The sequence below is a fragment of the Microbacterium aquilitoris genome, assembly GCF_031932285.1.
Taxonomy (GTDB): Bacteria; Actinomycetota; Actinomycetes; order Actinomycetales; family Microbacteriaceae; genus Microbacterium; species Microbacterium aquilitoris.
The window spans coordinates 1,051,517-1,073,683 of sequence record NZ_JAUZVT010000002.1 but is presented as its reverse complement, the minus strand read 5'-3'; the positions used below and the strand labels follow the sequence as shown (position 1 = coordinate 1,073,683).

Annotated in this window: 27 protein-coding genes, 1 tRNA gene and 1 pseudogene; 17 read left to right on the top strand and 12 right to left on the bottom strand. The window is 64.1% G+C overall.

Annotated elements, in window-relative coordinates:
• Nucleotides 1-14 precede the first annotated feature (14 nt).
• From Q9S78_RS12045 to Q9S78_RS12005, 9 genes are all read left to right on the top strand, one after another.
• Complete coding sequence (locus Q9S78_RS12045) at nucleotides 15-929, top strand: hypothetical protein (RefSeq protein WP_311870400.1); 915 nt, start codon at nucleotides 15-17, stop codon at nucleotides 927-929.
• The gene (locus Q9S78_RS12040) at nucleotides 929-2,056 is read left to right on the top strand and encodes a Gp37-like protein (protein WP_311870399.1); all 1,128 of its coding nucleotides are present in this window, start codon (nucleotides 929-931) and stop codon (nucleotides 2,054-2,056) included. Before Q9S78_RS12045 ends, Q9S78_RS12040 begins: the two co-directional genes overlap by 1 nt.
• Before the next feature lie 2 nt (nucleotides 2,057-2,058).
• Nucleotides 2,059-3,963 (top strand): tail fiber domain-containing protein, encoded by a 1,905-nt coding sequence (locus tag Q9S78_RS12035; RefSeq protein WP_311870397.1) that lies wholly within the window; start codon nucleotides 2,059-2,061, stop codon nucleotides 3,961-3,963.
• A 60-nt stretch (nucleotides 3,964-4,023) separates the two neighbouring features.
• Nucleotides 4,024-4,764 (top strand): hypothetical protein, encoded by a 741-nt coding sequence (locus Q9S78_RS12030; protein ID WP_311870395.1) that lies wholly within the window; start codon nucleotides 4,024-4,026, stop codon nucleotides 4,762-4,764.
• A complete protein-coding gene (locus Q9S78_RS12025) occupies nucleotides 4,764-5,219 on the top strand; it encodes a hypothetical protein (RefSeq protein ID WP_311870393.1) in 456 nt (151 codons plus the stop codon). Before Q9S78_RS12030 ends, Q9S78_RS12025 begins: the two co-directional genes overlap by 1 nt.
• Entirely contained in the window at nucleotides 5,220-5,582 is a 363-nt protein-coding gene (locus Q9S78_RS12020; RefSeq protein WP_311870390.1) for a hypothetical protein, read from the top strand.
• Entirely contained in the window at nucleotides 5,582-5,908 is a 327-nt protein-coding gene (locus Q9S78_RS12015; RefSeq protein WP_311870388.1) for a hypothetical protein, read from the top strand. Before Q9S78_RS12020 ends, Q9S78_RS12015 begins: the two co-directional genes overlap by 1 nt.
• Complete coding sequence (locus Q9S78_RS12010) at nucleotides 5,908-8,016, top strand: glycosyl hydrolase family 28-related protein (protein ID WP_311870387.1); 2,109 nt, start codon at nucleotides 5,908-5,910, stop codon at nucleotides 8,014-8,016. The genes Q9S78_RS12015 and Q9S78_RS12010 overlap by 1 nt, the downstream gene beginning before the upstream one ends.
• A 141-nt stretch (nucleotides 8,017-8,157) precedes the next feature.
• Nucleotides 8,158-8,316: a hypothetical protein gene (locus tag Q9S78_RS12005; RefSeq protein ID WP_311870385.1), complete on the top strand. Its 159-nt coding sequence runs from the start codon at nucleotides 8,158-8,160 to the stop codon at nucleotides 8,314-8,316.
• Nucleotides 8,317-8,650: 334 nt separating this feature from the next.
• On the opposite strand, the gene Q9S78_RS12000 is transcribed toward Q9S78_RS12005, so the two are convergent.
• Nucleotides 8,651-9,121, bottom strand: a complete 471-nt coding sequence (locus Q9S78_RS12000; RefSeq protein WP_311870383.1) for a hypothetical protein — start codon at nucleotides 9,119-9,121, stop codon at nucleotides 8,651-8,653.
• A gap of 464 nt (nucleotides 9,122-9,585) precedes the next feature.
• Here Q9S78_RS12000 and Q9S78_RS11995 point away from each other — a divergent pair, with 464 nt between their 5' ends.
• Together Q9S78_RS11995 and Q9S78_RS11990 are read left to right on the top strand one after the other, a co-directional pair.
• Nucleotides 9,586-9,948: a hypothetical protein gene (locus tag Q9S78_RS11995; protein WP_311870381.1), complete on the top strand. Its 363-nt coding sequence runs from the start codon at nucleotides 9,586-9,588 to the stop codon at nucleotides 9,946-9,948.
• A complete protein-coding gene (locus tag Q9S78_RS11990) occupies nucleotides 9,945-10,337 on the top strand; it encodes a hypothetical protein (RefSeq protein WP_311870379.1) in 393 nt (130 codons plus the stop codon). The genes Q9S78_RS11995 and Q9S78_RS11990 overlap by 4 nt, the downstream gene beginning before the upstream one ends.
• 196 nt (nucleotides 10,338-10,533) lie before the next feature.
• Here Q9S78_RS11990 and Q9S78_RS11985 read toward each other — a convergent pair whose 3' ends face one another.
• Nucleotides 10,534-10,920: a hypothetical protein gene (locus tag Q9S78_RS11985; protein ID WP_311870377.1), complete on the bottom strand. Its 387-nt coding sequence runs from the start codon at nucleotides 10,918-10,920 to the stop codon at nucleotides 10,534-10,536.
• A gap of 570 nt (nucleotides 10,921-11,490) precedes the next feature.
• Between Q9S78_RS11985 and Q9S78_RS11980 the strand changes: the two genes are divergently transcribed.
• Nucleotides 11,491-12,573, top strand: coding sequence for a hypothetical protein (locus tag Q9S78_RS11980; protein WP_311870375.1), 1,083 nt, complete (start codon nucleotides 11,491-11,493; stop codon nucleotides 12,571-12,573).
• A gap of 49 nt (nucleotides 12,574-12,622) precedes the next feature.
• Nucleotides 12,623-12,742 (top strand): annotated as a pseudogene (locus Q9S78_RS14320) (helix-turn-helix domain-containing protein); the annotation flags it as partial.
• Nucleotides 12,743-12,996: 254 nt separating this feature from the next.
• On the opposite strand, the gene Q9S78_RS11975 reads toward Q9S78_RS14320, so the two are convergent.
• Nucleotides 12,997-13,860 carry an NPCBM/NEW2 domain-containing protein gene (locus tag Q9S78_RS11975; RefSeq protein ID WP_311870373.1) on the bottom strand — a complete coding sequence of 288 codons (864 nt, stop codon included), beginning with the start codon at nucleotides 13,858-13,860 and terminating at the stop codon, nucleotides 12,997-12,999.
• A gap of 420 nt (nucleotides 13,861-14,280) precedes the next feature.
• Here Q9S78_RS11975 and Q9S78_RS11970 point away from each other — a divergent pair, with 420 nt between their 5' ends.
• Both Q9S78_RS11970 and Q9S78_RS11965 read left to right on the top strand, forming a co-directional pair.
• Nucleotides 14,281-14,592 (top strand): hypothetical protein, encoded by a 312-nt coding sequence (locus Q9S78_RS11970; protein ID WP_311870371.1) that lies wholly within the window; start codon nucleotides 14,281-14,283, stop codon nucleotides 14,590-14,592.
• Nucleotides 14,593-14,668: 76 nt separating this feature from the next.
• Complete coding sequence (locus tag Q9S78_RS11965; protein ID WP_311870370.1) at nucleotides 14,669-15,079, top strand: hypothetical protein; 411 nt, start codon at nucleotides 14,669-14,671, stop codon at nucleotides 15,077-15,079.
• Nucleotides 15,080-15,278: 199 nt separating this feature from the next.
• On the opposite strand, the gene Q9S78_RS11960 is transcribed toward Q9S78_RS11965, so the two are convergent.
• The 7 genes from Q9S78_RS11960 to Q9S78_RS11930 all read right to left on the bottom strand — a co-directional run bounded on the left by Q9S78_RS11960 (nucleotide 15,279) and on the right by Q9S78_RS11930 (nucleotide 18,359).
• Nucleotides 15,279-15,752, bottom strand: a complete 474-nt coding sequence (locus tag Q9S78_RS11960) for a hypothetical protein (RefSeq protein WP_311870368.1) — start codon at nucleotides 15,750-15,752, stop codon at nucleotides 15,279-15,281.
• Between the two features lie 1,101 nt (nucleotides 15,753-16,853).
• The gene (locus Q9S78_RS11955; RefSeq protein ID WP_311870366.1) at nucleotides 16,854-17,054 is read right to left on the bottom strand and encodes a hypothetical protein; all 201 of its coding nucleotides are present in this window, start codon (nucleotides 17,052-17,054) and stop codon (nucleotides 16,854-16,856) included.
• Nucleotides 17,055-17,134: 80 nt separating this feature from the next.
• A tRNA-Arg gene (locus Q9S78_RS11950) sits at nucleotides 17,135-17,207 on the bottom strand.
• Between the two features lie 30 nt (nucleotides 17,208-17,237).
• Nucleotides 17,238-17,480 (bottom strand): hypothetical protein, encoded by a 243-nt coding sequence (locus Q9S78_RS11945; protein ID WP_311870365.1) that lies wholly within the window; start codon nucleotides 17,478-17,480, stop codon nucleotides 17,238-17,240.
• Nucleotides 17,477-17,905 carry a hypothetical protein gene (locus Q9S78_RS11940; protein ID WP_311870363.1) on the bottom strand — a complete coding sequence of 143 codons (429 nt, stop codon included), beginning with the start codon at nucleotides 17,903-17,905 and terminating at the stop codon, nucleotides 17,477-17,479. Before Q9S78_RS11940 ends, Q9S78_RS11945 begins: the two co-directional genes overlap by 4 nt.
• A gap of 23 nt (nucleotides 17,906-17,928) precedes the next feature.
• Nucleotides 17,929-18,177: a hypothetical protein gene (locus Q9S78_RS11935; protein ID WP_311870362.1), complete on the bottom strand. Its 249-nt coding sequence runs from the start codon at nucleotides 18,175-18,177 to the stop codon at nucleotides 17,929-17,931.
• The gene (locus Q9S78_RS11930; protein WP_311870361.1) at nucleotides 18,177-18,359 is read right to left on the bottom strand and encodes a helix-turn-helix transcriptional regulator; all 183 of its coding nucleotides are present in this window, start codon (nucleotides 18,357-18,359) and stop codon (nucleotides 18,177-18,179) included. Before Q9S78_RS11930 ends, Q9S78_RS11935 begins: the two co-directional genes overlap by 1 nt.
• 106 nt (nucleotides 18,360-18,465) lie before the next feature.
• Between Q9S78_RS11930 and Q9S78_RS11925 the strand changes: the two genes are divergently transcribed.
• Both Q9S78_RS11925 and Q9S78_RS11920 read left to right on the top strand, forming a co-directional pair.
• Nucleotides 18,466-19,413, top strand: coding sequence for a helix-turn-helix domain-containing protein (locus Q9S78_RS11925; RefSeq protein ID WP_311870359.1), 948 nt, complete (start codon nucleotides 18,466-18,468; stop codon nucleotides 19,411-19,413).
• A gap of 478 nt (nucleotides 19,414-19,891) precedes the next feature.
• Nucleotides 19,892-20,476: a tyrosine-type recombinase/integrase gene (locus Q9S78_RS11920; protein ID WP_311870357.1), complete on the top strand. Its 585-nt coding sequence runs from the start codon at nucleotides 19,892-19,894 to the stop codon at nucleotides 20,474-20,476.
• Here the strand turns inward: Q9S78_RS11920 and Q9S78_RS11915 are convergent.
• Nucleotides 20,421-20,615, bottom strand: a complete 195-nt coding sequence (locus tag Q9S78_RS11915; protein WP_311870355.1) for a hypothetical protein — start codon at nucleotides 20,613-20,615, stop codon at nucleotides 20,421-20,423. The two genes, Q9S78_RS11920 and Q9S78_RS11915, sit on opposite strands and share 56 nt — an antisense overlap.
• Nucleotides 20,616-20,722: 107 nt before the next feature.
• Nucleotides 20,723-22,147, bottom strand: a complete 1,425-nt coding sequence (glnA, locus tag Q9S78_RS11910) for a type I glutamate--ammonia ligase (protein ID WP_018186667.1) — start codon at nucleotides 22,145-22,147, stop codon at nucleotides 20,723-20,725.
• Between the last annotated feature and the right edge of the window lie 20 nt (nucleotides 22,148-22,167).

Below are 22,167 nucleotides of genomic sequence, written 5' to 3'. Positions count from 1 at the left end.
CTAGGAGGCCATAGATGCCGCTCGTACTCGCAGCGACACCCTCAGAACCCGAGGTCGCCCCTGACGCTTTCGCGCCCTGGCCGATGACGTGGACGGGGTTCGACGGAACCTTCTGGGTTCTGTCGGGCCCCGACGCGTCGAACCCTCGGATGGGCCGAGGTGTGAAGGGCCTGCACCTGCCGCCCGTGGACGTGTTCACATCGCAGACGCCTCTCGTTCCTGGCGTGGATGTCGTCGGGTACTCGTTGCCCGAGCGGTCCGCGTACTGGCCGCTGCTGTTCCGTGCTTCCAGTTCGGAGCAGTGGCGTGTCGAGCACGCCGCGTTCTTCGACTCTTTCCACCCGGTGCGGACCGGGACGTGGACGGTCGGGACCGGGGATTCAGCGCGCAGCATCGATCTGCGTGGTGCGTTCACTGGTGGGCACAGCTTCGACCGCGACCCTTTCGTCACCGGGCTCGCATGGATCGGGATCGACCTGTACGCGCCACGACCGCTATGGCGAGGGCAACCGATCCGGCAGACGTTCCTCGGCGCGGAAGCCGGCGTCGACTTCATCCCGGACGCACCAGGTGACGTCTACTACCTGTCCTCGGACTCCTCGTTCGCTCTCGCGAACATCGACAACCCGGGCAACGAACCCGCATACCTGACATGGACAGTTCACGGTCCCGCGTCGAGCATCGAGCTCGGCGTCGACGGAGCAATCATCGAGGTCCCGATCCCAGTCCCCGACGGTTCGACCCTCGTCATCGACACCGACCCGGCGCGGCAGTTCGCAACGCTGGATGGTGAAGACGTCACGCCCGAGCTGGGGTTCCAGGTGTTCGGCCCGGTTCCGGCCCGCGGAACGTCCCCCCTCGTCATCCAGGCGGAGGGCACCGGTTCAGTGGTCGCGGAGCTCACACCCTTGTATTGGCGGGCGTACTGATGCAGCGCGACCACATTCTCGTCGAGATCCAGGATGCGACCTCAGCGTTCGTGAAGCAGCTGCTCCCCGCAGAGACAACGTGCGTTCTCCGCTTCAACAAGGCATCCACCGCGCGGCTCACTGTTCGCGACTCGCACCCTGCTGTCACGCATCTGATAGCGGCGGGCGCACGCGCCGTCGTGTGGATGATCAGCCTGGATGGCAGCGTGTTGACGAAGCGCCGTCTCGTCGAGGGCAGGATCGGCCCCCTTGAGGGAGCTGGCCCTTACGGCAACGTGACTGTCACTGTCACTGACGACTTCTCCTGGTTCACGAGCATCCTCGGATGGCAGAACCCAGCAGCAGCAGTCACAGCACAAACCAGCGAGTTCGCGACCTACAGTGGCCCCGCGGAGACCCGCGCGTTGGCGGTAATAGCCGCCGCTGCGGCGCGGCTCAACCTCCCCTGGAACGTCCCGACGTCCACCGGGAGAGGGCCGGTCGGAGTGAGCCGGTTTCGCATGGACCAGCTGTCAACTGTCATCGACATGCTCACTACGGCGCGGCTACAGCTGACCCTTGAGCGGGATGCCACGACCGGGCGATGGGACGTCAGCATCCGCGAAGGGTCAAGCTACGCGCGACCGCTCACCCCACAATCGGGAGTCTTGTCTTCCTGGAACTGGTCGATGCAACCCGCTACCGCAACCCGCGTAGTCGTCGGCGGTGCCGGAAGCGGCACCGACAAGGAGTACCGGGTCGTCGTCGACGCCGCGCGAGAAGCGGCCCTCGGGCGCGTGCTCGAAACCTACGTCGACGCGTCGGATGCTGAGCCGGGCGCTGACCTCACCCCCTACGGCGTTGAAGCCCTCGCTGACAGCGCCGCGAAGGCCAGCGTCACCGCGAACTTGCGGGAGACGTCCTGGTTCCGGTTCCCGAACGCATACGAGCTCGGCACCCGCCTCCCCGTGCAAGTCGGCCCGGTTTCCATGCACGACCTCGTCAGCGAGATCACCGTGACACATGCCAACGGGTCGGGTTTCACGGTGACACCCCGGTTCGGGTTCGCCGACACCGAACCGCAGATCCGTTTCACGAAGTACGTCGCGGGGATCGCGAAGTCCGTACGCAGCTTGGAGAGAAGGTAACCATGGCGATCGTTTCCAAGGGGTACGAGCGAGCCCTGACCTACGCGGAGCACGGGCAGCTCCTGACCTACGCCGGCGCAACCTACTCGGTCTTCGGCGCTTCCTCGTTCGAGGTCGTCCCGAACCCTGCCGACCGTACCCTCAACGTGCAGCCCGGGACAGCGTCGGGTCGCGGAGTACTCGACGTGTCCTATGACGTCGAGGCTGTCGGTGCCGTCGCGGTGCCGTCTGGCAGCCGGTGGGACACCGTTGTACTGCGGCGCGACTGGGCAGCGAAGACGAGCACTGTCGTCGTGCTGAAGGGCACCTCGACGAAGGCCCTCGCCACGACCCGCCAGAACGTGCCCGGTGTGATCGATGATCACCCGCTCGCTCTTGTCCGTTTCACCGCCGGGCAGCCCTCTGCGCAGGAAGTCGTCGACCTCCGCGTGTGGAACGGAGACGGTGGCGCCTCAGCCAATGACGCATTCGTCCGCACCTTCCTCGAGCGGATCGGCACCCGTGTCACCGTGGGGTCGGCGGTGTGGGTGCGGCAGATCGTTGCCGGCGTCCCTACCTGGGTTGACGCTCGAACGGAGATCACCGAGGCGACCACCACCGGCACGGATGGCGGCGGCGGGAAGCTGGCGAAATTCACCCCGGAGGGGCGTCTCGCTGTCGCGGACCCGGAGACGAACGCGCACGTCGCGAACAAGCGGTACGTCGATGCGGCCCTGAAGCCGACAGCGGATGCTGTCACGAAGTCCACGGCGGTCGGTACGGGCACGGGCGGCGGGAAGCTCGTCCAGTGGAGCCCCACCGGCAACCTGCTGATGGCCGACCCCACTCAGCTGGGACACGGTGCGACCAAGCGTTACGTTGACAACCTGACCGACTCGACGACGTCGGGTGCGAGCGGTGGGGGAGGGAAGCTCGCCCGGTACACCCCTGAGGGTCGACTGGGCATGTCCGAACCCACAGCGCTCGAGCACGGTGCAACGAAGCGGTACGTCGACAACGCGACCGACTCGTCCACCTCGGGTCTCACGGGGCCGGGGAAGCTCGCCCGGTTCACGGGCGGTGGGCGCCTCATCGTCGCCGACCCGACCGACCAGGACAGCGCCGCGAACAAGCGCACCGTGGACACAGCCGCCGCCGCAGCGAAGGCATACACGGACGTTGCTGCGGCCGTCGCGAAGGCGTACACGGACACCTCCACCGAGGCGTCCGTGTCGGGCCCGTCGGGTGGGAACAAGCTCGTCCGGTGGTCCGCGAGCGGACGCATCGAGATGGCCGACCCCGCAACGCCCGAGAACGGTGCGAACAAGCGCTACGTCGATAACGCCACGGCCGGTTCCACGTCGGGACCATCCGGAGGCGGACAGCTCGCACGGTGGAGTTCAGGCGGTCGCCTGGACATGGCGGACCCTGCTACCCCGGAGAACGGGGCCAATAAGCGGTACGTCGACCAGAAGACCTCCGACCTGCCCGCTGTCCGCAGCGGTGGGTTCAACGCGGACGTGTGGAACCGGAACCTCACCGGCACCCGCCGCGCCGCGTACATCACCAACGAAGGGTCCGAGCCGACCTACCTGGGACACCAGTCGTCGGCCGCAAAGTACAAGCAGGACATCGCCGAGATGGAGATCACGGACGAGCAGCTCCTGTCGATCGCGTTCGTGATGTACCGGTACCGGGAGCAGGTCGCTCAGCACGGGGCGGATGCTCCGGTCGATGCCGGAATGATCGCCGACGCCCTCGACGCGGCGGGTCTTGGCTGGGCTGTCTTCTACAACGAGGACGGCGACGTCGAGGGCATCCACTACGAGCGCGCGTGGCTCGCGATGCTCCCCCCGGTGCAGCGCGCGATCGAACGTCTCGGCGTTATAGAGGAGCGGCTCGCCGCGCTCGAGGGCCTGACGGCCTGACACCCACCTACGGAGCCCCCGGTAACCCCGGGGGCTTCGTCATTCCCGAAGGAGAGCCGCATGGCTAAGTCAGGCACGCCCGCGCAGGTCAAGGCGAAGTTCAAGACGTGGGGTGACTTCAACTGGTACGGCATGTGCGCGGGCCTCACCCACACCGTCTGCCGGCACTTCGGTTTCGTGACGAAGGCGGACACCGCCTACCCGTCCGCGAAAGCCGCGTACCAGGCCGCGAAAGCAGCGGGCACGATCCGGTCGACCGACCCGAAGAAGGCCCCCCGCGGCGCGATCCACTACTGGGCGTACTGGGGCAAGAACTCCCGCGGCGAGATGGGCGATTGGGGCCACGTCGGCGTCGACATGACAGGCGGCGGCCGCGACATCCTCAACGCCACGTCGAAGCCCAACGACCGGTACGGCCGGAACGCGGGCACCTCCACCTTCGCGGAGATCGACGGCCGGGTCGGCACCTACCTGGGGTGGGGGATGACGTACGGGCGCGAGTACACCGCCAACATCCTCGACCCGAACCCGGTCAAGCCCAGCACCCCCAAACCCACCCCCAGCAACTCCAAGCCGGCGACTCCCGCCATCACTCCGGAAGAGGAAGACATGACCGTTTACGTGCAGGCGAAGGGCGACAAGGTCGTCTACGAGGTGAAGGACGGCCGCCGCCGTCGGGTCGACTCGGGGGAGTGGGAGGTCATCAAGAGCGCATTCGCCGCTGCTGGCCGGAAGCTCCCGTACTCGAAGGGAAAGCAGAACCTGAAGCAGGTGCAGAGCATCCCCGAACTGGGGAAGTGATGCGGCGGCGAATTCTGCGGCGCACGATCTGGGATGCTGACGCGATCAGCCCGGACGAGTGGAAGTTCCGCAACCTCATGCGGATCGCCCTCCCGGTGTACGACGCGATCGTCATCGGTGCTGGTGCGTGGGCGATGCTGTGGGGTTCACCGATCCTGCACCGCTTGTTCCCCGATCAGGTGATCGTCGTGCTGGGCGCGTTGCTGTCGGCCGCGGGTATCGCCTGCGCGATCGGGGTGATTTTCCCCGCGCTGTGGCGTCTCGAGGTGATGTCGAAGGTCGCGCTCGTCGCGCTCCTGGGCACGTACGCCGTTGTGGTGTTGCTGTTCCGTTCGAGCCCGGACCCGTCGTCCGCGTTCGTCGTGTTCATCTTGCTTCTCGCGTTGCCCCTCCCGTTGTTCAGGCTGAGCCTGCTCGGGGAGGACATCAAAGAGCGACGCGAGGAGGAAGCCTGAATGGACCCGCAGCACATCGTCACCATCGTCGTCGCGATCATCGGTCTCCTCGGGATCGTGGTCACGTTCATCGGCACCCGAGGTAAGACGAAGACCGACGCGAAGACCGCGCTCGACGCTCGCATCGACGCCCGAGTCGCGGAGCAGCTCGAGGGCGCCTGGACGAAGATCGGCTCCCTCGAGGGGCGGGTCAACGAGCTGGTCGAGAAGGACCGCCTCAAGTCGTCCGCGTTCGCCCGCATCCTCCGCGCCATCGCCCGCCAGTGGCCTTCCGACCACGGCCCCGACCTTGACCCTTCCGACATCGCCCTGATTGAGGACACCATCCCGCCGACGTGGTTGCGCCGGCAGAAGGAGACATAATGAGCTTCGCTTTCACGCTGGACCCGCTCGTGGTCGTCCAGTTCGTTATCTCGTTCGTCCTGCCCGTCCTCGTCGGCCTGGTGACCACTCGTGTCACGTCGGGCCGGTGGAAGGCTGTGCTCCTCGCCGCCCTCACCCTGGTGACGTCGTTGCTCGTCGAGCTCGCCCGCACCATCGGTTCCGGTGAGGTTTACGACCTCGGGGTTGCACTGTTCTCCGCGCTCCCCGCGTTCGTCGTTGCCGTCGCCGGCCACTTCGGCCTGTGGAAGCCCACCGGTGTCGCTGAGACGGCGCAGACGGTCCTGATCACCGCTGAGGAGGGCTGATGGTCGACTACTTTGATCAGCCGATCGCGGTTGACCCGACCGGGAACGACGGCACCGGGACGCTCGTACCGAACGCGGAGTTCGAGGTGTTCGCGGGGACGGACTTGTCCTTCACCACGCCCCTCGCCGTGTATGAGGCGGTGTCGGGTGCGGAGATCAACCCGCTCGTCTCGTCGAGCGTGGGGCAGCTCCCGCAGTTCCGTGTGGAGGGTGACCCCGAGTTCGTGATCCTGAAGTCGGGGCAGTTCGAGGTGCGGTTGCGGTCGGTGTTCGGCGCGGCGAAGCAGGCCGTCGCGGACGCAGGGCTCAGCCCCGAAGTGATCGCTGAGGTGTTCCAGGCGAAAGACGACGTCGAAGAACTGGCTGCGGACGTCACCACTGCTGTGGGGACGGCGACCGATGCGGCAACCGCTGCAGGCGATTTCGCCACCGCAGCAAGCGCAGCCGCCTCCGAAGCGCAGACGTCGAAGGAAGCGGTGCAGGCCGTCGTCGCCACGAACGACGGCATCATGGCGCCCATCCTCGCCGACCCCGAGACGGCATCCGGTGCTGCACTGAAGGCCACCATTGCGGAGGTCGCTCCCGCTCGCATCTTGGGGAGCACGGATGTCGTGGCGCCCCTGCCCTTCGTCAACGTCCGCGACTTCGGTGCCAAGGGTGATCGGGTCACCGATGACACCGCAGCCATTCAGGCGGCGCTCAACGCGGCACCCGGCGGTACCGTCGTGTTCCCCCCCGGAATCTATTCGATCTCCGCACCACTGGCCCCCATGCCACGCACAACCTTGCGAGGCGAAGGGGCAGACGCCCTCTACCCGAACTTCACAACCGACTGGCAGACCCCTGAGCCATCTTGGGGTTTCCGCGCATCAACCATCCAGTACGTCTCTGGTGCCCACGGAGCCATCTTCGGCTCGGGCACCTTCAGCTCAGGTGGTGGGTGCAAGTACGAAGGGATCGTGATCCGGTGCGGCGGAGTGCGCACTGCCGCCGATGTTGTGTTCGGCGTCTCGGTGTCGCACATCCGGTTCGAGCGCAACATCGTCCAGAACATGTCGGCTGTCCGATCCGATAACGGCGCAGCATGGGGTGCCTGGCTCATGCAGGGGAACCAGTTCACCGGGAACACGACCGTGCTCCAGGGTTCGCTTCTCGACTTCCGCATGATCAACAACACGTTCACCAGCACCACCGGGAACGCGATCTCGATGACCAACGGTGCCGGGCTGAACATCATCGCCGGCAACCGGTTCGAGTGGGGTGAAGCAGCGGGTATCAAGATGATTTCGGGATCCCGGTTCAACGTCATCGCGAACAACATCTTCGACTCGCACGCCACCTTCGGGCTCGAACTCGCCGACCTAAACGACCCGAACACGTTCACCGCGAACCTGTTCTGGCGCAACGGCCGATCCATGACCGGCGACTACCTGGACGCCCACGTCGGGCTGAAAGCGACCAGCGGTCAAACGTTCGAGGGCAACATCTTCCGAGCTGGCGGTCCAGACGGCGGAGGGTCCTGGTCCGGTCCGCGGTATTCGCTATCATTCGAGTCGCTCTCAGCGCACAAGAACACGTTCCGAGGCAACAGCTTCCGCCAGGGAAGCAAGTCCTCGAGCGTCGTCATCGATCGGTACTCGACCTCCATCGCCTGCATGGACGTCGACTCGGTCGACATCCCTGCTGGCGAAGCCCCGGGCACCGCGACTGACGATCTCATGACCGCGCTCACCCGTTTGAGCAAGGTCGTTGCTTCGCCGAGTGTCGCCTGGATCCACGAGGACCGCACGATCGTTGGATACGGCAACGCCGCCCGCCTCATCATCTCTGGTGCGCGTGGAGTGGCTCGGGCGCTCACCAACTCCTCGGGAGCGCTGGGAGTCGGTGCGGGACTCGCTGACATCGTCTACGGCGGTCTTGCGTACACGATGATCGGTTCGGACGTTTACGCGTCCGCACAGCCGAGTGCGGCGCGCTCGCATGGAACATGGCCAGTAGGGAAGCGCATCCACAACTCTGCCCCGACTGCGGGTGGGTCGTTGGGATGGATCCTCATCACAGCGGGCTCGCCAGACACGTGGAAAACGTTCGGGTCAATCGCGAGCTAGCGCGCCAGACCCCGCGCCGCTCGACTAACACTGGCGACCATCGAACCCGGAATCTCCCCGCAACCATAGGGGGGAGCGTGGCCGTGGCAGGTTACAAACGATGACCAGCTATCGCACGCATGTCTGGCAAAGGATGACCCGATGACACGCGAAGAAGCTATCGCGCGCGAAGCTGACCGCGAAGCGCTAGTGCTGCCCGATCGGGCTACGCAGGTCGAGGACGTGGACGGATACGCCGTGACTCTTTACCTCTGGCGCGACGGAATCGTCACCTGGACAGACCGGCACCCGTCCGCGTGACTTACCTATCGCACGCATATCGTTCAGCCCCCGGTTGGTATCCTCGCGGATGCTCGCCGGGGGTTGAATGTCGTCGCCGCATGCCTCTGAGGGCCCCTAGTCGGGCGACTTGGCTGTCGAGACCGTGTATGCAGAACGCCCCCGTTCGGTCTCTAGACAAGACGGGGGCGCTGTGCCGGATGGGGCCTACTTTTCCGACTCGTTGATATGAAGTCTTCCGCGCGACCCGTCTCCGAGGAGTGCATCCTTGTCACTTCCCAGGTTGCTCGGCTTCCCGGTGCGGATAGTGTCGCGAATCTTGTCGCGACGATCCTCGTCTTCGTTATTTCCCATGTCACCCCCCAACCTTCATCTGCAGTAGGACATTCACCACGGCGACGAAGGCAGTGAACGCGGTCCCGGCAATGAACCAGCCGAGAGCAACGCCCACTGAGTGGCCGACGTTCCGCAGATTATCCTCGTTGTCTTCTATCTCGAGGGTTAGTTCGACGAGGATCTCCTCGCGGGCTCGGCGAGGGCTGAGTCCCGCCAGCCCATCGACCATCTCTGCGGCACCTTTCTTCACATGCGCCCGGAGTGTCATAGATTTCACCGCGTAGACAGTCGCGAAGAGGTACCCCACGACGCCGACGATGTATCCGCCGTTGGTACCGATCGCTGAGACGAGCGTGACAGCGAGACCGGATGCGCCGAGGACCCCAGCGGCTCGCCCGCGAACGCTCGCTATGCGAGCCGACTGTTCCTCACGCCGGCGCCTGAACTCCGAGAGCGTGACATCGACAGTTCCCGGACGCATTCTCCCCATGCGGTTGAGCGTAGCGAGTCATGACGTAGGGGGCTCGTCAACTGCCCCCACCCACACCCAGCAGCGGTGCTCCCGCCCGTCGACCGTGAAGGTGATGCCGACGGCTGATGATGTCCAGCGTACGGCCATCGCGTCCACTCGGAAGGGTCTCTCACCGAACCGAACCCACGCTTTCACCTTGCGATGTGGCTTCGGGTCGACGGTCAGCGGGACCTCGTCGAGTCGGAGCTCTTCGGGGGTGAGCGACTGCAGGGGAGCGTCTCGAGCAGTGACCTGAAGCGCCCGCTCGTTCATGCGCGCGTCGACCGCGATGGCGCATCGCCTGTTCGTACCCAATGCCGGATGATCCCTTCTCCGGCCGAGAGCATCCCATGGTACGCCGACACCGCAGCGTGGATAGGATCGACGCCATGCCAAGTTCGGGGGGCCGTCGGCGCAGGGCGAAGCGTCAGCGTTCGGCGCGCATGGCCGCCGCGGCGGCTGATGTCCAGCTCTACGAAGCTCCAGCGGATGTGACCGAGCAGAAGTTCGACGTCGCGATGCCGTGCGGATGCCACATCATCCAGCGTCAGCTCCTCGCTCAACACAAGATGGTGTTCTTCGCGATCGTCTGGGCCCAGAAGGTTGCCCTCGGGAATCTGCGCGAGCAGTACTCCGTTGATACCGGACATGGATGGTTCCACGAGCACGTCACCGGGCACCAGAAGTCGAACGACCGTCGAGACCTCAGGGCCTTGTACTCTCAGGTAGACGTGCAAGAATCATTCGATCCTGGCTACGACCGGGTTCAAGATCGTCATGACCAGGGATGCCGAGGGGGCTCATGATGGACAGTCGCAGTCTCGCCACCCGCAGGGTGATGAAGACCGTAGCTCGTCGCGCCCTGCAAGACCCGCTCCCTGTACAGGCGGCAGACGGTTCCTTCCCGATCTACGTCGCCCTGGAGGACGACAACCTCATCGATGTCGGTAGGCACGTGCGCGAGTACCACAACGGTCGGGCCAACGTTTTCGTGACGTTTGCGGACCACATGGTTATGGTTGATTTCCGCGTGGATCCCACGAAGCCCGGTGAGGACGCACAGCCAGCCCACGCTCACACCTCGATGGCGATGTACGTGGCCTACCTGCGGCTTCACCCCGGCACTCCAGCTTCAGTGACAGTCGACCTCGCTGCCAGTGGATCCGCAGTTCGCGAGCTCTCCTACGCCTTTTGAGCGGTTCAGGTTGAGCCCGCTCCCGGTTGACCCGTTCGACGGTGGCAAGCAGCCAAACTGCCGCGCGTGCGGCACGGTCATGCGCGACGCCGATGGCGGCTACCAGTGTGGCGGGTGCGGGTGGTTCCAGGACGTGCCGTGGATCGAACGCCCGGCCGCTAGTGACGACGCGCCGAGCATCCGCGGGGGCTGAGGGTCAGTCGACCCACTCGCCTCCGAGTGCACCCTGCATGTCCTCGGCTTCGGGTGAGTTGATGACCCAGTTCTCGCCCACGAGGATGGTCGGCTCGCTGATCGACCCCTCGCTGAGGAACGACACCAGCTCTTCCTTCTCGTCCATGTCGGCGAACAGCATGAGGACGGTCTGATCCGAGCATTCGCCCGACGCCGTCGCGTCGGTGACAACGTCGGTCTGCTTCCAGTTGCAAACGCCGCCGGCGTCGATGAACGCGTCCTTCAGCTCGTCGATGGTGGAGATCCGTCCGAGTTGTGTCTGCTCGGGTTCGGGCGTTTGAGCGGTGCATCCCGTGGCTGAGCCGATGAGCAGCGCAACCATGACTGCCGTCGTGGCGATCTTCTTCATGCGACGAGCCCCCGGTGTTCGTGACGTGCGTGTGCGTGGTCAGTATGGCAGTCGCCAGCGATGTCGGAAGTCGATGCGATCATCTTCCGGATGTCTATCCCGACCACGCATCAGCTCCTCGACTTCAAGACACGCACACACTTACGCTCAATTCGAGTCCCCAGTTGCTCTTGGTCTACTGTTTGGACTTATGTTTTCGGGGGAACGACGTGAGGGCTCCATGCTGCGAGCCATCCTTGACGGGGGTGATGCAACGTGGGCGTCAGTTGCACGTGCCACTTCGTCGGACCCGTCGATCCCGCTCGTAACGGCTCTCCTCGTACTCGCGATCGTCTTGCTTCGCTCTCGTTCCTTCCGGGAGCCTTGCAACCAAGCTCTCGCGTGCGACGCTAGTGGAATGAAGACGTCTGACGATTTAGACGCCGGCGCGCAGCCTCATTGCCCGACTTGCGCAACCGTCATGCGAGACATAGGCGGCGGCTACGGCTGCGCTGGTTGTGGGGAGATCCCACCAGTAGACCGGCCGGTCAGGGGAGACCACTTGCCGTCGATTCACGGCTAGGAAGAGCGATGAGTGGAAAGAGGGCGAAGGCTGAACGGCGGATGAAGGCGGGTGCTCAGGCTGACTGGTCGTCGCTTGACCGTCGAATGTTCGCTGATGACGTCAACTGGATTTACTCGACTATCGAGAGCGCGAACTCGGCTGGGGATGTGACAGGATCGGCCCTCAGCCTGGCGTGTATGCCGTACATGGCGCGCGTTACTTACGAAGGTTCTGACCTCCTGCGCAGGCAACGGCCGGAAGCTGCACGTTCGCTCGGCAAAAAGTATGCAGAGCAAGTCGCATCGCTCCGTCACTCGATGAAGCTTCTCGACGATACGCACAAGTCATTCGAGTCGATCGTTGCTGAGCTCGACTCGATTCGTGCGGACCATCAACACTATTTCTCGAACTCGCTGCTCAGCGAAATCACCGTCAATGGTCTTCTCGTCACTTCCTCTCGCACGGTCAGTTACCAGACCTCCTGGAGCATGGCCGAGGCCACTTCCGTCACTTCCGACGAGCCGCCGTCGTATCGACTGGCTCTCGAGATGGGGCAAACGGCAGCTGCTATAGCGAACCAATTCGGTTATGTGCCGCGCGCGACGCATCTCGACGGGCTCGCGGACCTGGTGGCCCGGTTCGACAACGCCGAAACAGATGAGTTTCACCGGCGTCACTATGGGGAGCTCAGCACCTCCGAAGGTGAGGTTTTGCTGCTCGCGGAATCGGCTATCAACTCGGCGTGGCTAATCCTGGAGCCTGCCAAAGCTGATCACCGTAATGCTGTGTTCCGGGCGCGGATGATCGCGCTCTGCCACGCGGTGAACGCCATTCAACAGGTGTTGGCGATCAGCCGAAGCCGAGCTCGTCGAGCGGAAGCATTGGCGACGGTGCTCGCATCCGGAGCCGTGAACCGTGTCACCGGCTATCGCACCCTTCGTAACCGGAGCATGCACTACGGCATCCCCGCCTCCCTCGCTGGTCTCTCAGCCCACTCCCTTGGTTACGGTCTAGTCGAAGCCACGACTGGTCGTGGCTTCGAAGAAGTAGAGCGTGACCTCGAGACCGCCCTCTCGGACCTCTCGGAAGCATTCGGGCCAGCTCATTGAGAAGCCTTCAGGTGTGAACGCCGGCGAAGAAGCTGTAGCGGCGTCCGATATGGCGCGGAGGCTTGGTGTGTCCGACGCCGTCGTAATGCGCCTTGCGCGAGAAGGCGGAATACCTGCCTTCCGGGTCGGGAGCCGATGGCGGATGTTCTCCAGCGAAGTGATTGCGCATCTCAGAGACCAGGCGCCTACGGGCCGGGCCGAGGATGTCGCGCCGATCTCGCGACGCACCACGACGCGAGCGCATGGCCCAGACAGTCCGGGCGTGCAGAACATGGACGCCGTCGACGAGTTCCTGCAGAGGATTGACCCTCACGACCGTTTCACGCGCGAGGAGACGATCGAACGGCTAACGGTGCCGGTTTCATGTGACGAAGAAACCCCTCGGCCTGACCAGGTCCGAGGGGCATCTTCGTGCGGTACGGCTCAGTCTTTCGGGTTCACGTCCTTCTTGCAGAGGATCTTCGCGTTGGCCCACACGGCGGTGACTGCGTCGGAGTTTGGCGAGATGACCGAGAGTCGCAAGCGCATGGCGTCGGTGACGTTCAGGCTGATGGCGGTGGGCTTCCCCAGCTTGAGCGGGACGGATCCCTTCGATGGTGTGGTGCTATCGACGGTGATGTAGCTGGTTCCGGAACTGTCGGAAGGCGATGAGTCGTCTGTGCCCGCGAGGGCGGAGAACTGCTTGCACTGGAACGAGAGATTGAACTCCGACCACGATGTGCGGTCATTCTTCGAGCTCCCGGCAATAGCCTCGGGGTAATAGACGCCTGCCATCGCGGCTGCCTGAGCGTACGGCTCGTACCAGCCGTAGCTTGCTTTCGAGTCGACCGTCTTCTGCCCGGCTAGCGGGAACCACTGCCAGACGACTGTGCTGCGGCTGCTTGTCGACCGGCTGAGATCCTTGCCGGCCGTCGTGCCGGGGTAGACGATGCGGTAGGTCGTCGTCCCGAGGCCCACAGCCTTCACCTTCGCGGCGAAGGTCTGCTTCGACGTGACGGTCGGCGTTGCGCTCAGCGTCCGCCAAGTCGCCCCCGCCTTCACCTGAACGATCAGCTTCTTGCCTTTCAGGTTTGAGGACGCTCGTCCCGAAAGGACGATGACCTTCCCCGCGGTGACCGTCCCGCCACTGGCGGCAGCGATCTTGCCGAGCACCACCGTGGTTCGTTCGGCGGCCGAGGCGGAGCTCGGGGCCGCCAGAAGACCGAAGCCGACCGCAGCGGCAATGACCGCGACCCCCACTCGCGATCGCGTGGACGCTGATTTGCGCATTAGTTCTCCCCAGAACATGCGGGGCCCCCATGGCCCCGCGCGTTCGAAGCATAGGGGCGTCACAAGCTGGTGAGCCAGCATCAATTTTCAAGTGCGGACTGCAGAGCTGACCGACGCAGACGCTTCCAGTCAGATAAGTGACCGAGGCGATCGGCTATCGAGTGAAGAAGGTGATCGAGGGGTTCGATCGCGCCGAGCCCAGCGAGTGACCCGCACAATCCGGCAAATGAAGAAACCCTTCGGGCTGATCAGGTCCAAGGGGTTTCGATCGTCGTACGTCTACAACGGAAGCTAGCGGCTCACTATCGCCTGAGCTGGGGTCCAGCCATATGCCTGTTGGCCGGGTCCGGGCGCTACGCGGAGCCACGATGGCGAATCGTAAGCGGAGCCCGAACCTGGAGCCTGACCGATGGGTTGTCGGTGCGTTAGCGTCCACTCATGTCGAACCGAGAGCCGGAGATCATCGATCTCTTGAAGCAGATCCGCGACCTGCTCGCTCAAGGAAGCAAAGGCTCCAGGCCCGCGCGCGTGGGTAGCTCATCCGCGTCCCTGGATCCTGTCTGGCTATCACCCGAAGACGTCGTCTCCCGCGTCCCTGGCATGACGCTCGACAAGCTCGAGGATCTCCGAAAGCGCCGAGCGCCGCCGACGTACTACAAGCCCACTTTGCGGACCGTTGTCTACCTTGTAACGGAGGTGGATGCCTGGGTTGCCGCCTCCCGCGTGACTACTATCGGGGACGTGCGCTAAGTACCCCAGCCGGTCACCCAATAGGGTCGCTAATTACCGGCTCACCGGGTATTCCTCCTGAAGTAGCCTGTCGTCTGTGTCAACAGATGAGTCAGAAATCGTCGGGCTCCTTTCCCAGATCCGGGACCTACTCGCGCGCCTCGACGCGCGGGCGAAAGTCGATCGTGTAGGTAGCCCTTCCACAGAAGGTATAGCAGCGTCCGTACGCGCAGAGCTGGCCCGCGGGGGCCACGCAAAGGTTGAGCTGATCGAGGTACTTGGGATAAGTGCCCCGACGCTCTACGGCAAGGTCAATGGCAAGTACGCCTTCAGTCTCGACGAGCTTGCGGCGGCCGCGGCGTTCCTGAATACGACGTCCCTTGAGCTGATGGAGGCTGCAGTTCGCTACGACGCGAAGAGGGGAGCGGCTGAAGGAGTGCTCGATCCCAGAGCGGCGTGGCATATTGATCCGTGGGAACAACCGGCGCGGGCACGCCGCCGGCATTAGGAAGTAGGCGGGCGTCCGCGACGGGTGGAGGGCCGTCCAGCGGACATCCTGGCGCGCATCTCGCGGTCTACCCGCACAACATCAGCCTCACGGACCCGGCCAAGAAGCTCCACCAGATGACCGCCGCTGATCCACGAGCGAATCGTTCTCCGGGACTTGCCAACACGCACGGCCGCATCGCCGACAGTGATCCACCCGCTCATGCTGTTGCCGCCCTTCGCTCGGCCATGACCACAACGTCATCGCGCCAGTACCGTCCGAGCTGGCTCCGCACCATCGATCGTTCTGCCCACCGCATCACCGTCGCCGGGGTCGCTCGCGCCAAGCGAGCCGCCTCGGGTCGTGTCAACCAGCGCGGATCATGAGGGCGCACTTCGACCTCCTCGCCCAGAGTAAACAGGTCGAGCCACAGTCCATCGTCGTCGACCGAATCAGCGGTCCACTCGCAACTCGAGCACCGGTACCGCATGAGATCGGCCTGAGTGCTCTCGAGCACTTCCACCACCTTCAGGTCGCATTTCGGGCACGGCACATCTGCCCACCGTCGATGGACATGCGACGGCCATCGGCGTGCCGCATCAGCGAGCGACCAGTAAGTGTCCGACCGCCCCAGGACAGCGTCGCCGAGCGCGACCGCCTGAGCCTTGTCATTCGCCACCTTGGGCAATGCCAAGAGAAGCGCGTCGCACGCACCCCCGACCTCTGACGTCACCCATGCGACCCCAGCGCCTGCTGGCATTCCAAAGCGAGGGAGCTCGGACGCGGGGTTTTGCACCCGGAAACCCCAACTAAGCAGGGTCGCGACCACATCATTCATCGCGTCCACCAGATCAGCCGAAATCGGAGCAACCGTCAGCTCAGGTGAGGCCATCACGCGAATAGGGCTCAACCTGCGAGCACGCGCCGGGTCAGCGACCAGAAGAAGATGCGCAACCAGATCAGGCGCCTCCTCCAATAGACGCCGGATAGACCGGAAGCAACCCTCACAGATCAAAGCCCCAGCTCGCGCGCGCCGCGGCTTACACCCGACGCACTCCTTCTCTCCTCCGCTCAGCAGGTTGGAGCAAGCCGCATAGTGCACATCTCGCACCGTGCAACCTCGTACACAAGACCGACCATCATCAGAAGCCATGCCCTGGACCTCCATCTCAGCCCCTCCAAAATCCAACGCGTCCGAACTCATGCCGTTCTTCTCGGCTCTCCAGGAATCGCGGTTGGCCAAGAAGTCACGTTGTTCGTAACCGTTGCCATAACTGCCTGTCCCGTCCCGTCCCGTCCCGTCCCGATGTCACGCGTGACATCTGCGTGACTGTCACGCGTGACATCATCTGGGGGGAGGGGGATCGTGGGGCACTTCCCGGGAAGACACAGGCTGTGATCCCCACCCTTGTGTGCCCGCTCCCGGCGTTTCCGTACCTTGGCCTGCTCGGCCGATTTACGCACGTGCGGCGGGGGCACGTGCTCCTCGATGTCCACGAGTCGGTACGCGCTGCCCTCTACGACCAACAGGCCGGCTTGCTCGAGAGCCGAATTCGCGTTCGCGGGTGTCGGATGGTCCGACGCCCGTCGGGCGTCCACATGTCGAATGAGACCGTCATACCGGCTGTTCCGACACGCGAACTGGATGAGGCAGAGATAGTGCCACCTGGTGGCGAAGTCGAGTTCCTCCAGCCTGGGCTGATCCGTCCACGAGTCGTCGAGTCGCGTCCACGTCATGTCTTCCTCCTCTCAAGTGCATAGCCCGCCCAATCGGACGAGAGACGGTCGAACGGGATCATTCCTCGTCATCGGCCTCGGGCTCATCGAAGCTCACAGCTTCGGGGGTGAACGCTGTCTCGATGTAGGTCGTGATGCTGTCGATCAACTCGGCGGCGCTCCCTCCCTCGATCTCCGCGTAGTGGCAGAACTTCAGCACTTCGATGAGGTCGCGGTCGGCGTCCTGCAACTCGCCCCACTGCGCCCGATACGACTTCACGAGTGATGCTGCACGCTCATAGCGGCTCGCCATCATTGGTCTCCCTTGTTTGAATCCTTTTTGCGGCCTTCCTGCTCGCGTCCCTCTGGCCGGATTCGAACCGACGTCATCCACGCTTAGAAGGCGGGCGCTCATCCACTGAGCTACAGAGGGGAAAGGCGTTGCAGACGCAACGCCTCGGCGCTACGTGGTACCACCTCCCTCCCGGAGCGAGGCGAACCAGGCGCGGGCGTGGATGCTGATCTGGTCGACGATCGATTGGAGATCGGCGAGTTCGAATTCGATCTCTGTTCCGAGGTCGCCGCGGGCGATCGCCTGGACAACCCACTCGCCGAGGTCGAAGGCCAGGGTCCATTCATTGCGCTGCCGCTGGAAGTCGACGGTTGCGACGATCTCTCGATTAAGGACCATGTGGTTGGTGGTCATGCTGTGACCTCCTGGAGGAACGCGCGGTACATCGCGTGGATGGTCGCGAACGCTTCCGAGAGGAGCAGCAGGTCTTCGGTCTCGGTCGGGTCGAATGTCCACTCCTCGAAGTCCGGGAGCCACACGAGGCGGGGCTCTCCTTCGTTGAGCGCGAAGCAGACGCTGATTTCTGAGATCTGGACTTCCTTGCGGTGGTACTCGCGGTCGTTGTCGGTTTCGTCCTTTGAGTGGTCGACCTCGCACCAGTGCCACGGGCACTGAACGTTCGGCTCGGTGGCGATGTAGGCGCGGACGTCCTCGCCCTTCCACCGGTAGTCGTCGGTGTGCGGGATCTTCGCGAGGACGTCGGAGATCGTGAGGTGCGGGTACCGCTCGCTGATGCTGTTGATGTCGAGCATTTCGGGGGTGGAGTGTATGGTTCTCATAGTTCGTTGCCTTTCAGGTGACTTCAGGGCCGTCCCGTTGCCGCGGGGCGGCCCTTTTTTGTGAGCCAGACGAGGATCGCTTCGGTGTCGCGGTCCTCGTCTCGCTTGGTGATGCTGGTCTGCAGGTAGCGAATAATCGCGATGCTGTCCGTGTCTTGCCGGTGTCGCAGCGCTGCCGGTCGGTGTGAACCGAGCTGTACGCTCGGCCGCTGCATCTCGAGCCTCGACACGCGTTTGCGGAGGTCGTGGAGCATGTCAAGAGGGCTGGCCATCAGGACGCCTCCGCGAACGCGTCATCGATGAACTTTTCGACGTCAGATTCGCGGAACACGATCCGGCCGGCGATCTTCGCGTGCTTCGGGGCGGTGCCCTGCTGGAGCATCCAACGGATCTGATTTGGGGAGCGGCGCAGGCGATGTGCGACCTCCGAGATGAAAAGCAGCTTTTCAGACATGAGACTCCTTGTGTCGCTATGGCGCAAAATGCCGGTAGCTTGCGCCTCTTTGGATCACTCTTGCATATGTCTATGTGTGGCGCAAGAAGTCAGATAGTGTGTCTTTATGGCGCAAGACGTTGAATCAATCGGGAGGCGGCTTTCGCTCTACAGGAAAGAAGAGGGCTGGAGCGCCCAGAGGCTGGCAGACGAGAGCGGGCTGACGAGATCCGTCATCACCAACATCGAAAACGGTCGCCGAAGCGACATGACGGTCGACGAGCTACTCGCGGTCAGTGCGGCGCTCCGGATTCCGCCTGCGGCGCTCCTCTTCCCGATCGAACATCCGCTCTCGGCGCACGAGATTCACGAACCCGAGGGCCAGCCCGGAGCGCACCCCCGTGTGATCGAGTCCGTTGACTGGCTGAGCGGGTCTGACGCTGACTACGGGGACGACGACGAACTTGCTGAGTTCATGCGAGAGCTGGAGGCGCTCGACGCGGTCGTGCTTTACCCGATCGGAGCAACAGTCTTCGCCACTTACGGGAAGGCGGGACGAAAGGCCCGGGCACTCATCCGTGGTGGACGGCTGCTCGCGCGACTCCAGGACAGAGCCGATCGTCTCGCGCGGGACATCAGGATATTCGGCAAGCTCAGCCCAGACGCCGATACCGAGGAGTTCAACGAACTCCTCAATCAGGGTGCCCTGATGGGCTCCCCGCCGGCAGACGCCTTCCTCGATGGGCTTGACGAGGATGATCGACCCATCGCGAGCCGGCTGATGCGCGCACACCAGGCGGCAGAGAGCAACCTGCGAGACGCGCAGGCGTCATTCCGGCTGTTGGGTGGCGATCCAAGACCGTCAGGGGTCTTCATGGGCGCGGTATCACCCCGATGGGTGATGAACGTCGTCCAGGGCGGGCCGCATGAGAGCCTGGCTGAACTCGAGGCGCGAGGTCATATCGCCGAAGGCGTGGTGTCGAGCCCCCTCCGTGTCTACTGGGAAGACCAGGTCGAGCGGATCCGCAGCGAATGGGGGGCGCACGGCAATGGCCTCGATCAAGCAGCGCCCTGACGGCGCCTGGCGCGCTCGCTACCGCGATGACGCGGGCAAGGAGCACGCGCGCCACTTCTCCACAAAGCGGGACGGTCAGCGGTGGGTCGACGAGCAGACGGCCGCGCTGGTCACCGGAACGCACACGGAGCCGGCGCGAGCTCGGATGACCCTGAGGGCGTGGGCTGACATCTGGCTGCAGGGTTACGAGCGGAATCGTGCATCGACGGTCCGGCAGGCAAGGGTGCATCTCCGGGTGATCGTCGCTGATCTCGGACACCGTCCCCTGAAGGCTGTGCGACCCTCTGAAGTGAACACGTGGGTCGCGTCACTCACGGCCCGGGGGTACGCGCCCAGCACCACCTACGCGCTCCACAGGCGCCTGTCGCAGCTCTTCACGGACGCTGTACATGACGGGCTGATTCCGCGATCGCCGTGCTCAAGGCGCACGTCTCCGCCGGCGCCCAAGCAGCGACCCTACGTCGCGACGACGAAGCAGGTGTGGCAGTTGCACGACGCCCTGCCGGCGCACTTCCGGTCTGTCGTGCTCCTCGGCGCGTTCGTTGGCCTACGAGTCGCCGAGATTGCTGCTCTGCGGGTCGAGGACGTCGACTTCATGCGGGGGATCGTCACGCCCGCGATCCAGTACCCCGCCGAGGAGCTGAAGACCGAAGCGTCGAAGAACCCGATCCCGATCCCCGCCGAGCTCGCCGTCATGCTGAATGCGAACCCGGTGCAGTGGGGGAGCGACACCATCGTCGTCGGCGCGTTCGGCCGTTCCGTGTCGCCGTACACGATCGAGCAGGCGTTCTCGGTGGCACGCGAGACCGTGGACGGGTTGCCTGCCGGATTCCGCATCCACGACCTGCGGCACTACTTCGCAAGCCTGCTCATCGCCGCTGGCCTCGACATCAAGACCGTGCAGGCCCGCCTGCGGCACGCGTCGGCGAAGACGACGCTCGACACCTACGGTCACATGTGGCCCGATCGCGACGAGTCCTCGCGGGCCGCTGTCTCAGCTGCGCTGGTCAGAACGGAAGCGCCCGGACGGCTCGACGCACCGCGAGCCGGTCAGTCTCGCTGAGCTCGATCTCATCCTCTATGCCGACGAGCTGCCACGGAGTCGCGGTGCCGTCGTGAGTGACGCCGTGCTTGATTGTGACGGTCAGGGTGCCGAGACCCTCGACGTCCACCGTGCGCCGGTCGAATACCTGGGATGCCATGCCGCCAGAGTACGAGAGAGCCCGTCCCAGCGATGTGCTGAGACGGGCTCTTTCGGAGATCCTGCGGACTCCCTGCGGACTAGGCCCGGGAATCCCGCGCCATCTGGCTACACTCCGAAGTACAGCTCGTACTCGAAGGGGTGCGGGCGTGCCGCGATCGGCTTGATCTCGTTCTCGATCTTGTACTCGATCCACGTCTCGATGAGCTCGGGCGTGAACACATTGCCGCGGGTGAGGAACTCGTGGTCGGCCCGCAGAGCCTCGAGCGAGTCGAGGAGCGAGTTCGGGACCTGCGGGATGTTCTTCGCTTCCTCGGGCGGCAGCTCGTACAGGTCCTTGTCGACCGGCTCGTGCGGCTCGATGCGGTTGATGATGCCGTCCAGGCCGGCCATCATCTGCGCCGCGAAGGCGAGGTACGGGTTACCGGAGGCATCCGGAGCGCGGAACTCGATGCGCTTGGCCTTCGGGTTCGAGCCGGTGATCGGGATGCGGATCGCAGCCGAACGGTTGCCCGCCGAGTAGACCAGGTTGACGGGCGCCTCGTAGCCCTTGACCAGTCGCTTGTACGAGTTGATCGTCGGGTTCGTGAAGGCGAGGACCGCGGGGGCGTGCGCGAGCAGGCCGCCGATGTACCAGCGAGCGGTGTCCGAAAGCCCGCCGTAGCCCTTCTCGTCGTAGAACAGCGGCTTGCCGTCGAGCCACAGCGACTGGTGCGTGTGCATGCCGGAGCCGTTGTCGCCGAAGAGGGGCTTGGGCATGAAGGTCGCGACCTTGCCCCACTCCTCGCAGGTGTTCTTGACGATGTACTTGAACTTCAGGATGTCGTCCGCCGAGTGCACCATGGTGTCGAAGCGGTAGTTGATCTCCTGCTGGCCACCCGTGCCCACCTCGTGGTGCGAGCGCTCGAGCACGAAGCCGGACTCGATCAGCTTGAGGGTGATGTCGTCGCGGAGGTCGGCCGTCTTATCGACCGGGCTGACTGGGAAGTACCCACCCTTGTACGGCGTCTTGTTGGCGAGGTTTCCGCCTTCTTCGACACGACCGGTGTTCCACGCGCCTTCCTCGGAGTCGACGGAGTAGAAGCTCGAGTTCTGCTTCACCTCGTAGCGAACGTCATCGAAGATGTAGAACTCCGCCTCGGGCGCGAAGAACGCGGTGTCGGCGATGCCGGTGGAGGCGAGGTACTTCTCCGCCTTCTTGGCGACCTGGCGCGGGTCCTTGTGGTAGATCTCGCCGGTGCGCGGGTTGTAGATGTCGAAGATCATGACGAGCGTCTTCGCCTCGCGGAACTGGTCCAGGTAGGCCGTCGTGACATCCGGGATCAGCTGCATGTCGGACTCGTGGATGTTCGCGAAGCCGCGGATCGAGGAGCCGTCGAAGAGCTGGCCGACCGTGAAGAACTCCTCGTCAACGGTCGAGGCCGGGATGTTGAAGTGCTGCTGGACACCAGGCAGATCCGTGAAACGGATGTCGAGGAACTTGACGTCCTCGTCCTTGATGAAAGCAAGCACCTCGGAAGAATCTTTGAACATGGAGTCTCCAAGATCGGGTG